The organism is Sphingomonas sp. LH128, assembly GCF_000293195.2.
GTDB classification, from domain to species: domain Bacteria; phylum Pseudomonadota; class Alphaproteobacteria; order Sphingomonadales; family Sphingomonadaceae; genus Novosphingobium; species Novosphingobium resinovorum_A.
Genome location: NZ_ALVC01000051.1, coordinates 1 through 11641, shown reverse-complemented (window position 1 = coordinate 11641; position 11641 = coordinate 1). Strand labels below are relative to the sequence as shown.

Below are 11641 nucleotides of genomic sequence, written 5' to 3'. Positions count from 1 at the left end.
CCCCCCCCCCGCCATGGCAACGTCACGGACCGACTGCTCACGGCGGTTGGCTGTTACAAGGATTTCTGCGCCGGAATCAGCTTCGGTAGCCGACTGGTCGCTAGGAGGCTCGGCGACGCTTTGCGCGAAAGCAGGGCAAGCCCCCATGACCAAGGCTGTCGTGCACAACCAGACTCCAGCGTTTAGCGCGCCAATACCGGATAGAACATTCATGCAGTTTACTCCCTGCCCACCCTCTTCAATGTTTCCGGAGAAGTTACCGCCTTCTCGTCGCCTGAAGGATTTCTCAAGTCACTATGCAATCAAGACATGGGGTCCGTCTATCCGAACTAGGAAACATACTATCCGTTTCCGGCAGTGAAATGGGTGCAGGTGTTGACGTGATGTCGTGGACGACCTCCGCACCAACGTAGCTGTGCGATGATGTGGTCGTTGTAGGTTCACGTCTAGGAGTCGTTCCATGGAGCAGGAGATCGTTTGAGGTGGTGCCGGTTTTCTGGACAGGGTGTTAAGCTACTCCCGACCTGATGGATTGGTACGGGAATGAAGACGACGAGGAAGCGCTACAGCGCGGATTTCAAGGCCAAGGTAGCACTGGAGGCGATCCGGGGTGACCTGACCTTGGCGGAGCTGGCCGCCAAGCATGGCGTTCACCATACGATGATCGCGGCCTGGAAACGGCAGGCCATCGACGGGATGGCGAGCACCTTCTCCGGGGCCGGTGATGCGGCCAGGGCGGTCAGCGAAAGCGAGGTGGAGAAGCTGCACGCCAAGATTGGGCAACTGGTCGTCGAGCGGGATTTTTTAGCGAAAGCCTTCGGTCGATGAGCGTGGACCGGAGGCGAGCGATGGTCGAACCTGCTCACCGCCTGTCGATAGCGACCCAGTGCCGCCTGCTCCAGATCAGCCGCTCGTCCTATTACTACGCACCAGTGCCGGAAACCGACGAGACGCTGGCGCTGATGACGGTGATCGACGAGACGTTCATGGAATGCCCGTGGTATGGCAGCCGCCAGATGGCGCGGCACCTGCGTCGCAACGGCCACGAGGTAGGTCGTCGCCGTGCACGGCGGTTGATGGCGAAGATGGGGCTGACACCGATCTACCAGCGGCCGCGCACGAGCGATCCGCACCCGCAGCACCGGGTTTATCCGTACCTGCTGCGCAAGCTGGCGATCGAGCGACCCAACCATGTCTGGTGCGCCGATGTGACATACAGTGCGCCTCGTCCCGGATGGTCCGGGGTGCATATGACTGGAATGCAAAGGAGAAAGGAGGAACTGAACGAATGCCTTGCCCTCTGCTGTGAGGGGGCATGAGCCCAAGCGGCGGTGACCTGCCGTCAACTGGCAGGGTGACGTAGCCCGCAGGTAAAGGGGATTGAGGCGAAGCCGTTACGCCGAGATGGTCCCCGAGGCTGTAGCGCTGGAAGGTTGAGGAACACGAACCGGTTAATCCGCATCCGAGGGCTGAAATGTCGCCTTCGCCTACACGGCTTAACAGGCGGAATGCTGATGATGGCGCCGGAGACGTATGTCGGCGACATCCGAATGTGGCCGGAAATGTAGCCCGTCCGCATGGAGCCATGGAGAGAATGCAGCCAGGCCATGGCATCGGCATCGACTTGCGGGACGCAAGGACAAGGACTGCGACCGGCAGCCTCCCCAGCGCGCGAAAGTCCAGCATATGAACGAGGGAAGGCATGATGGAATGCCAAGGGAGTTGGCCCCGATGTCCACCGTGCTGGCGGAGTCCCCGTAGTAGTCCGCGACAGGGAAAGCCTGTCACATGGCGAAGGGGGACAGTTCAATCAGCTTGAAGTGCAAACTACCTGACCAAACGAGGTGAAGACCTTTGATAATCAGCGAAATGCAGCACAAGCTCGCGACGTGGGCCGAGAGCGACCAGAACCGCAAGTTCGATCGCCTTCTCCGGCTCATTGCCGATCGGGCGTGGCTTGCCGAGGCGGCTCGGATCGTGCTGGCGTCGAGTGGCGCCAATACGCCGGGCATCGACGGAATGGACAAGCGACGGATGCAGGCCGTACTGGCAGAACAGCTGGCCAGTCTGCGAACGGACTTGCTGACGGGGAGTTATCACCCGCAGCCGGTCAGGCGAATCTATATCCCGAAAGCCAATGGCAAGAAACGACCACTTGGTATCCCGACCCTGAAAGACCGCATCGTCCAGCGCGCGATGCTGATGGCCATGGAGCCGATCTGGGAAAGCGACTTCCATCGCCTCTCCTACGGCTTCAGGCCGGAACGCAGCGTGCATCACGCTGTCCGGACCGTGAAGATACAGTTGCAGGATAGTGGTGCCGGAGCGCGGGGCCGCTGGATCATCGAAGGTGATCTGGCGAGCTACTTCGATACGGTCCACCACCGGCTTCTGCTTCGCTGCGTTCGGCGGCGAATCCGGGATGATCGGTTTGTTGATCTGCTCTGGCGATTCCTGAAGGCGGGCCACGTCGACCGTGGCCTGTTCGTCGCCTCAAGCGAAGGTGTACCGCAAGGCGGCGTGCTGTCGCCGCTCCTGTCCAACATCATGCTCCATGAGTTTGATGCGTGGCTGGAGGCGAAATACCTGAGCGACAAGGCGCGAAAGGATCGCTGGGCATGGAACTTCGGCATCCAGCAGGGGCGCCCCATCACGGTTCGCGAGAACCGGCAATGGAAACCTGCTGTCGCCTACTGCCGTTACGCCGATGACTTCGTTGTCATCGTCAAGGGCACCAAGGCACATGCCGAGGCCATCCGCGAGGAATGCCGGGCCTTTCTGGAAGACGACCTGAAGCTGACGTTGAATATGGACAAGAGCCATATCACCCACGTCGACGACGGGTTCGTGTTCCTCGGGCACCGGATTATCCGCAGGCGGGGATCGAGCGGACGCATGTCCGTGGTCTCAACGATACCCAAGGAGAAGGCCAAGACCTTCGCTCGCCGATTGGTCGAGGCTCTCTCCGGCAATCATGAGGTTGCCGCGGTGGACATGATCGACGGTCTGAACCGCCAGCTGGCGGGATGGGCTGCGTTCTACAGGTTCACCGACTTCACGGCGCGCACATTCCGGCGCATCGACACCGTCGTGTTCTGGAAAATGGCGCACTGGTTGGCGCAGAAGTACCGGTCCCGTATCAAGCCTTTGATGCGTAAATGGTACCGCATGCCGGAAACCGGCCAATCGAAGACGTGGCTGGTCTACGGTCGAAGCAATCAGGGCAATGCCGTCGGCAAGGCGCTGCGACGACTGGTCACAAGCCAGAAGATGCAGTTCCGGTGGCGGAATCCGGAGCGAAATCCCTACATCTATCGGGACGAGCTCCGAAACACCGTCACCTCCCGCTATCGTGATGTCGCCATGGCCTTGGACCAAGGTTGAATAGAGAGCCGTATGCGCTGAAAGGTGCACGTACGGTTCGGGGAGGGGAAGCGCTTATGCGCTTCCTACTCCACTCCCGATGCGCCGGGGCTTCCTCTATCTGGTGGCGATCATGGACTGGGCTACCCGCAAGGTGCTGGCCTGGCGGCTGTCGAACACGATGGATGCCGGGTTCTGCGTCGCGGCGTTGGAAGAAGCCCTGGCCCGGTTCGGCAAGCCCGAGATCTTCAACACGGATCAGGGCAGCCAGTTTACCAGCTTCGCCTTCACCAGCGTGCTGCGCGACGCCGAGGTCCGCATCAGCATGGATGGCCGGGGCCGGTGGATGGACAACGTCTTTATCGAACGCCTCTGGCGATCCCTGAAGTACGAATGCGTCTATCTCCATGCCTTTGAGACCGGATCGGAGTTGAAGGCTGGCCTGGGCCGGTGGATCACCTATTACAACACCCAGCGCCCGCACTCGGGCCTGGCCGGGAAAACCCCGGTCGAGGCCTATCGGCGGATCGGGCAATCAGAACATGGGGGGCATGCCCCCCATGTTCTGATGACCAGAATGGCGGCATGAACGACAACCGGGATTAGCTTAACTTAGCCGCCAAACTGTCCAAGAAGGCGGGACCACCTCACGTTACCGTCGGATTGGATCTGGCGAAGAATGTGTTTCAGGTTCACGCCATCGCTGCCGATGGCGCAGTACTGATCCGGCGCAAGCTGCGCCGGTCCGAGCTTATGCGGTTCTTTGCGGAGTTGTCGCCTTGCCTGGTCGGCATGGAAGCCTGCGCGTCGGCGCATCACTGGGCGCGCGAGCTCATGGCAATCGGCCACGAGGTGCGCCTGATGCCGCCTGCCTATGTTAAGCCCTACGTGAAGCGCGGGAAGACCGATGCGGCGGATGCCGAAGCGATCTGCGAAGCGGTCACCCGGCCGACGATGCGCTTCGTCGCTGTGAAGTCGGTCGAGCAGCAAGCAGTTCTGATGCTTCACAAAAGTCGCGACCTGATGGTCCGGCAGCGCACCATGCTGATCAACGCGCTTCGCGGCCACCTGGCTGAGTATGGGATCGTGACGGGATTGGGTGCGGGCGGCTTAGCGGCTTCCCTGAAGGCGCTGCATGAAGAACAGGACAGGTTTCCCGTTCACGCGCGTTCGGCCCTCCATGGCATTGCCGCTCAGTTGAGGGCGTTAGCGAGCGAGATTGATCGGCTAGAGGCGCAGATCCTCGATTGGCATCGTAACGACGAGACAAGCCGGAGGCTGGCCACGATCCCAGGGATCGGCCCGATTACAGCCTCGGCTATCGCCGCCGCGGTGCCCGACGCATCGCTGTTCCGATCAGGCCGTCAGTTCGCCGCCTGGCTTGGCCTCACACCTCGAGCGAACAGCTCCGGCGGCAAGGAGCGGCTGGGCGGAATAACCAAGCAGGGCGATGGCTATCTTCGCCGGCTCTTGGTTGTCGGCTCGACTGCTGTCATGCGGATGACGCGCAAGAATCCGGCCCGCCAACCCTGGATGGCGGGCCTGCTCGAGCGCAAGCCCACGAAGATTGCGACAGTGGCGCTCGCCAACAAAACAGCCCGGATTGCCTGGGCCGTAATGACGCGGAAGGAGGTCTACGCCGTTGCCGCTTAAAGAGATCCCGATCGCTCGATAGTCGCGTGATGGGATGCGTAGGAGCAGCTTAGTAGTGATGACGAACCGGTCAGACCGGGGGTTGGTGAAACCCAGGGGGTCACAGCGCTTCGAGCGCGATGACGTGATTAGGGAGCCAGCCTGCGGACTTCATCAGGGCCAGCAGCCATCCGGTGCTGCGCGAACAGGCCGAACACATGGATGCACCCGACCGCAATCATCACTGCCGAAAAGCTCTTGCGCCGCGGAGGTCGTCCACACAGGGCACTACATCGCGCCGGGCAAGCCAATGCAGAACGGCTAGCGGTGCGCAGCCTGTCTGGCCATTGATCCAGGCGCGTGAACAGTCACAAAAACGCCTTGCCGGCGTGGTCCTCGAACAGCTCGGCCGCGCGCACATAGCCGAGCAGCACCTCGACCCTCTTGTGCCGCGACACTTCCTGCATCTTGGCGATGGTCGCGCCTGAGCGGGACGCTTCGGTCAAAAACCCCGCGCGTAACGAGTGCCCCCCAACCGTCTCCGGATCCAATCCCGCCCGCCCCGCATATTTCTGGATCAGCCGCGCGACCGAGCGGTCCGACATCGGCTTGTTTGTCAGCCTGCCCTGCGGGTCGATCTGGTAGAACAACGGCCCCGCACTGCTGCCACGGACCGCCAACCAGGCTTTGAGCCGCTCCACCGGTTTGAGGGTCTTGCCGGAGGGGACCGCGATCACCTGTCCCTCACCCTCCTGGTCGGTCTTGGAGTGGCGCAGCGTCAGTTTCAGGCCCTTGTCGACCAGTTCCACATCGCGCCTTTCGAGCCCGACCAGTTCCGACCGACGCAAAGCAGCCGCCAGACCCAAGGCCATGATCGCCCGGTCACGGATCGAACGGGTGCCTTGCCCGTCGGCGGCCGCGATCATCGCCGTCAGCTCGCTGGCCGTAATCGCCGCCTTCCTCGCGCGGGGCCGCGCGCGTTGCTCGCGGCGGATCCCGGCCAGCGTATCGGCGATGACCGTGCGTTCGTCACGGAGCGTCGGCGCGACCAGTCCGTCCTGCCGGTGCTTCCACCCGATCGCAGCCAGATGGCGGCCGATGGTGCTGTCGGCCTTGCCCGCCAGGGCGAGCGCGGCAAGATACGTTGCCACGGCTTCGGGCCGCGCGGGCAGCGGATTTAGGTCCCGCTGCCAGCACCAGCCCTCGAATTGGCTCCAGTCGCTGGTGTAGGCGCGGATCGTGTTGGCGGCCTTGGCCTGGGCGCGATAGGAGCGGGCCGCCGCGATCTCCTCTCCAAGAATCCGCCCTGGATGAGAGATTTCGGCAGCGGACGCCGCCATGTTCGGAATGAGCGGGGTCGGCGGGTACTGTTCGGCGGGATCCTCGCTTCCATCGGCCATTTTCCGCCCTTCCCCGCAGCAAATGTCACTTAAAGAATACGGGCGGACGAGAAAACGGCCGAGTTGCGTGGATCATGTACAAGAATACCTCCGGACGTTCGACCTGACAGCGCGATTCTGCTACAAAACGACCGGACCCGGCAACACGAGTCCCTGGCGAAAATCGGGGATAGGTCATGGCCGAAACAGGCACTGCCCTCACGACGGTTGATCATACAGAATGGCGCAAAGCTTGTGAGCGCGAGCCTATCATTCGTGCGCTTACGGCAGAGCCCCGGCTCGGACGCAAAGCGATTGCTGAGGCCGGCCTGAAGCTGAGCCTCAACCGGTCCCGAATTTACGAACTGCTCGCGAGATACCGGGAAAACCCAGTGACCAGTTCGTTGGTCGACCAGCACGATGGATTTCCCAAAGGGCGCTCTCGCCTCCCTTGCGAGGTGGAACGCCTGATCGATGCCAAAATAGAGCAATTTTATCTCAGCCGTCCAAAGCCCACCATCGCACAACTGGTCCGTCAAATTCGCTTTTCGTGCCTGGAGCAGAATCTGCGACCTCCAGCACGGCAAACTGTTGTCCTGCGGGTCAACGCCGTGGAACGGACACGCCTGACAGGCGCCCGTGATGGGACCAAAGCCGCAGCAGACCGCTTCCGACCCGTCGTCAGCTCATACGAGGCGCAGTACCCTCTTCAGGTCGTACAGATGGACCACACGCTGGTCGATATCATCATCGTCGATGAGTATCTCAGGAGACCGGTCGGGCGGCCAACGCTGACCCTGCAGATCGACGTAGCGACGCGGGTGATACCCGGCTTCTACATTTCACTGGAACGACCTTCCGCGATTTCGGTCGGCATGGCGATCCGTCATGCAGTACTGCCCAAGAATGATTGGCTGGCCGATCGAGAGCTCACCTTCGCATGGCCTGTCTTCGGCCTGCCAGACATCCTCCATCTCGACAATGCCTCGGAATTTCACTCACGCGCGCTGACTCGGGGCTGCCAGCAATTTGGGATCGAGCTTCACTACCGTCCACCGCGCACTCCGCACTTTGGCGGGCACATCGAGCGCATGATCGGCACCGCCATCGGCGAAGTTCACCTTCTTCCGGGTACTACGTTCTCCAACATCCAGGACAAGGGAGACTACGACGCTGAGGGCAAAGCCTGCATGACCCTCAAGGAATTCGAGCGATGGTTCGCCCTCCAGGTGGGAATCTATCATCGCACCATTCACAGCTCACTTGGCGTCCCCCCGATGACAGCGTGGCAGGACGATCAAGGTAAGCGTGTTGCAGCCCTGCGCCTGCCGGCCGATGAAGAACGTTTTCTGCTCGACTTCCTCCCGTTCGAGATGCGCCGGGTCCGGCGCGAGGGCATCAAACTCTTCCACGTTTTCTACTGGCATGGCGCTTTGGCCACGCTGGTCGCGAACAGCGTTCATAAATTCCCGATCAAATACAATCCGCTCAACCTCTCGGCCGTCTATCTCGAACTGCCCGGCGGCGAGCATGTCACAGTTCCTCTTCGCGATAAGCGGCGTCCTGCAATTACCAAGTTCGAGCACGACCAAGCCCTGAGAGCGCTTCGAGAGCGCGGGCGAACCGCCGTCGATGAGCAGATGCTTTTCGAGATGGTGAGCACGCAGCGCAGGATTGTGCTTAGGGCCGTAGAGAAGACGCGCGGAGCTCGACGATCAACCCAACGCATCGTCGATGCGCTCATCCGCGGCGAACCGCCTGCGGCCTTTGTCCAGCACCAAGAGGCCAACGCGCAGCTGACACCGCCAAATCTCGACGGGCCGGTTGTACCACTCGCGATCGAGGAGCAGTCATGAACGTGCTCTACAGCCATATCTTCCCGGCTTATCGCGAGTATGCCGAATTGACCGATGAGGCCCGGATCGACTGGCTACGCCGCGACCGCTGGATATCGTTGCCACAGGCTGAGGCCGCGCTCCGCCACCTTGAAGACCTGGTAATCTATCCGCCGCGAGGGCGAATGCCCTGCCTGTTACTGTTTGGCGCCACCGGGATGGGCAAGACCGAAATTGTCAGCCGCTTCTCGAAACTTCACGCTCCTCAGTTCGATATCAGGACCGGGCTCAGCAAGATGCCGGTGTTGCTCGCGCAGATACCGCCAGAGCCGAGTGAGGAGCAATTTTACACCGAGGTGCTGACCGCGCTAAATTGCGTCGACCTTAGCCGACTGTCCGTGCGATCGATGCGAGCGGAAGCCAGGCAACTGCTTGCCGAAGTCGAAACCAAGGTGCTCGTCCTGGATGAAATCGACAAGATGCTCGCCGGCACTCCTCGCCAGCAGCGGGTGTTCCTCAATACTATCCGCTTTTTGACCAACGATCTGAAAATTCCAATTGTTTGCGCAGGGACCGAGGACGCGCGGATGGCGGTCCTGATGGATCCGAACCTTGCCGACCGGTTTGGGGCGTTCGAATTGATGCCATGGCGCAACGATCATGCCCTGCGCCAGCTGCTTGCGAGCTTCTCGGGCCTGCTGCCCCTGAGACGCCCATCGATGCTCGACACCGTCGAAGCGCGGCAACGCGTGCTGGCCCTCACCCAGGGTGTGACGGGCCGAATATTCCGGCTCATCGAGGCAGCCGCTGTCACGGCTATCCGCGATGGCCGCGAGATGCTTGATGCCGCAAGCTTCGAGGCCAACGACGTGACGCTTCCTCTCGTCTCCATGTTTACGTCGGCATGCAAGCGAAGGACAATCGGCCGGGCGACCGTATGAGTTTCGTGGAGCCATTCGCGGATGAACTTCTCAGTTCATGGCTGGCGCGCGTGCGCGATCAGCGGGCTCCGGGTGAGCCTTTGCTGCGCGCCTATCGAAATCGCGCAGGCCATTGGCGGCATCCCGATGTAAACCCAAAAAAATCGATGATCGCTGAGCTTGCCGCAAGCGAGGGCTTCACGGAAAACAGTGTCGCCGAACTCGGTCTTTGCTATCGGTATCCGAGGATCACCCCGGATTTTGTAGCCTGGCACCACGTTCCATCCGATGATCCTAGCCGAGATTTCGCGCCCGCTCTTACCCTCCGGTTGAGCTGGTGCAGTCGTTGCCTTGCCGAGGACTATGCCGCTGGCCGCCCCGCCTATATCCGTGCGGACTGGGCCATGGCTGCGTGGGGCTTCTGTTTCCGGCACCACTGGCCACTCGTCGATCGATGCGTGTCTTGCGGGAGTAGTCATTGGGCGATTAAGCGGTCATCGCAGGGGCCGCCAAGATTGTGCTGTATTCGCTGCCGTCGGGGCCTCGAACGGGCGCACCCCAGGGCGCTCGAGCTTGAGCCAGCAGCGCAGCCCATCTGGATCAATATCGTAGCCTTTGAAGCCGCGCTGAGGGGTGCGCTTAGGGGAAAGGTCCCAGATCAATTTCGCTTCAACGACACTTCAGCCGGTCAGCTGCTCGAAGAATCCGCCAGAATCTGTCTACTGTTCGCAAGGGCCCACAGGCGCTGGAGACTGCGTGATAGACTCCTACATCGGTTTGCGGCGCCTGTGCTCACGCTCGATAACGTTTGCCCCAACGAGCCTTCCTGTGAAATGCCGCTCGCGCTTGCCAGCCCCTCAATGCGTCGTTGCCTTATCGCAATCTGCGCCGCGATGCTCGATGCAGACTGTGACCCAACGGTGCGAAACGAGGACGAGCCGGTTGTCGACGTATGGGCGCGGATGGTCGATAGCATCGCACTCCAACAGTTCATCCAAGATCGTCAGGCGTGCTCGCCGACGTTGAAAAGAACAGTGGAAGCAGCGTGCCATCGGAACGAAAAAGTCGAGCGGATGTCCGCGTTACGGAGCGCCTCGACGGCCTACAAAACTCTCTTCCGTGACGCGGCCGGAAATGCGTTCTCTTCGCGCCATTAAGTACCCGCGAGCCTACGGATGGCAGGCGCATTTGGCCTCTAGCTGGCCGCACGCTTTTTAGCGGCAAGTGTCCATTAACTTAGGAGGTTGGCGGCGCGCACCTGAATGCGGCGCTTCTGCTGGATTTCATCAATTCCATTCCGTCCCGCGATTGGGCAACATGCGCCCATTCCCGCCGCTCAATGGTACGCATCCGTTAGCGGCCGCGGGATCTAGCGATTGTCAGGCCTTGCGGTAGCGCCGCGGATTCAGCGCCGCGCGGCTTTGATAGCGTCGATGATGTATTTCAGGTTTTCGATGCCTTCCTCGGTGAAGGCCCTGGCGATTGCCCAGTCGTCATCGGAGAAGGCATCGTCGATGATTCTTATGCTGCCATCTTCGGAGAACATCCCGATCGACGCCTCCCAGAGCATGTCCTCGGTTTCTCCGAGGATGAGGGCGGCCTGCCTGAGCGTATAGACGGTGCTGATATCGGCCATGTCAGGCGGCCATTTCGATCGTCTCGGCTTGGCGCAGGGCCTTCCAGTTCCAGGGAAGCAGCTCCTGCAGCCGGCTCTGGGGCATATCCGCGATCCGCGCGAGGACATCAGTCAACCAGAGCAGCGGATCGACACCATTCAGCCGGCAGCTTCCGATGAGGCTGTACATCATCGCCGCACGCTCTCCGCCGCGGTCCGAGCCGACAAAGAGCCAGGCCTTCCTGCCCCGGGCAACACCGCGGACCTCGCGCTCGGCGGCATTGTTCGTAAGGCATATCCGCCCGTCACTCAGAAAGTTGGTGAAGCCCGGCCAGTCGTTGAGCAGGTAATTCATGGCCTTGGCCACCGGATCGTGACGCGAGAGGATATTGCGCTGCTCGCGCATCCACCCCTCAAGCTCCTTGACGATCGGCGTGACCTTTTCCTGCCGCACCGCGAGGCGTTCAGCAGCCGTCTTGCCGTTGATCTCCCGCTCGATGTCGAAGATCCGGTCGATACGCTGCAAGGCTTCCAACGCCAGCGGCGAGACGATCGGCCTTGCGTCCCGCTTGCGCTTGAGCTGCTTGGCGACATCGACCAGTTCGAAGAACTGCCTGCGGCTGTGCGCCCAGCAGTTCGCGCGGGTCATGGGCTTGTCAGCCCAGCCTTCCTTGAACATCTCATTGAAGCCCGCATAGCGATCGACCTGCAGGATGCCGGTGTAAGTGGCCAGATGGGCCCGGGGATGTTCGCCTTTTCGATTGCGCGAGTAATAAAACACCACCGCCGGCGGCGCCGGGCCGCCGAACGGCCTGTCGTCGCGCACATAATCCCACATTCGTGCGATATCGGTTTTGTATTTTGCAAGAAGCGGCACGGTCGTGTCGTCGCCGTGCA

The 11641-nt window shown here is 61.2% G+C and carries 9 protein-coding genes and 3 pseudogenes; 8 read left to right on the top strand and 4 right to left on the bottom strand.

The window, feature by feature from the left end; genetic code table 11:
* Nucleotides 1-213, bottom strand: a 213-nt coding sequence (locus LH128_RS34340; RefSeq protein WP_327195061.1) for a hypothetical protein, incomplete at its 3' end; no start/stop codon positions are given.
* 330 nt (nt 214-543) lie between these two features.
* On the opposite strand from LH128_RS34340, the pseudogene LH128_RS31950 reads away from it, so the two are divergent.
* From LH128_RS31950 to LH128_RS04965, 4 genes and pseudogenes are all read left to right on the top strand, one after another.
* Nucleotides 544-1238 (top strand): annotated as a pseudogene (locus LH128_RS31950) (IS3 family transposase); the annotation flags it as partial.
* 631 nt (nt 1239-1869) lie between these two features.
* Nucleotides 1870-3384: a group II intron reverse transcriptase/maturase gene (gene ltrA / locus LH128_RS04975; protein WP_037517834.1), complete on the top strand. Its 1515-nt coding sequence runs from the start codon at nt 1870-1872 to the stop codon at nt 3382-3384.
* A 67-nt stretch (nt 3385-3451) separates the two neighbouring features.
* Nucleotides 3452-3952: pseudogene (locus tag LH128_RS04970) on the top strand (IS3 family transposase); the annotation flags it as partial.
* A gap of 35 nt (nt 3953-3987) precedes the next feature.
* Nucleotides 3988-5016, top strand: coding sequence for an IS110 family transposase (locus LH128_RS04965; protein WP_142639590.1), 1029 nt, complete (start codon nt 3988-3990; stop codon nt 5014-5016).
* A 347-nt stretch (nt 5017-5363) separates the two neighbouring features.
* On the opposite strand, the gene LH128_RS04960 is transcribed toward LH128_RS04965, so the two are convergent.
* On the bottom strand, nt 5364-6395 hold the full coding sequence (locus LH128_RS04960) for a site-specific integrase (RefSeq protein WP_008828482.1): 1032 nt from the start codon (nt 6393-6395) through the stop codon (nt 5364-5366).
* Nucleotides 6396-6571: 176 nt separating this feature from the next.
* On the opposite strand from LH128_RS04960, the gene LH128_RS04955 reads away from it, so the two are divergent.
* From LH128_RS04955 to LH128_RS34335, 4 genes and pseudogenes are all read left to right on the top strand, one after another.
* Nucleotides 6572-8230: a Mu transposase C-terminal domain-containing protein gene (locus LH128_RS04955; protein WP_017503293.1), complete on the top strand. Its 1659-nt coding sequence runs from the start codon at nt 6572-6574 to the stop codon at nt 8228-8230.
* Nucleotides 8227-9150: a TniB family NTP-binding protein gene (locus LH128_RS04950; protein ID WP_008828480.1), complete on the top strand. Its 924-nt coding sequence runs from the start codon at nt 8227-8229 to the stop codon at nt 9148-9150. Before LH128_RS04955 ends, LH128_RS04950 begins: the two co-directional genes overlap by 4 nt.
* Nucleotides 9114-9563: pseudogene (locus tag LH128_RS34990) on the top strand (TniQ family protein); the annotation flags it as partial. The gene LH128_RS04950 and the pseudogene LH128_RS34990, both read left to right, overlap by 37 nt.
* A gap of 354 nt (nt 9564-9917) precedes the next feature.
* Complete coding sequence (locus LH128_RS34335; protein ID WP_226018261.1) at nt 9918-10286, top strand: hypothetical protein; 369 nt, start codon at nt 9918-9920, stop codon at nt 10284-10286.
* 248 nt (nt 10287-10534) lie between these two features.
* Here the strand turns inward: LH128_RS34335 and LH128_RS04940 are convergent, their stop codons facing one another.
* Both LH128_RS04940 and tnpC read right to left on the bottom strand, forming a co-directional pair.
* Nucleotides 10535-10765, bottom strand: a complete 231-nt coding sequence (locus LH128_RS04940; RefSeq protein WP_008828478.1) for a hypothetical protein — start codon at nt 10763-10765, stop codon at nt 10535-10537.
* A gap of 1 nt (nt 10766) precedes the next feature.
* A partial coding sequence (gene tnpC, locus LH128_RS04935; protein WP_008828477.1) for an IS66 family transposase occupies nt 10767-11641 on the bottom strand: 875 nt, incomplete at its 5' end.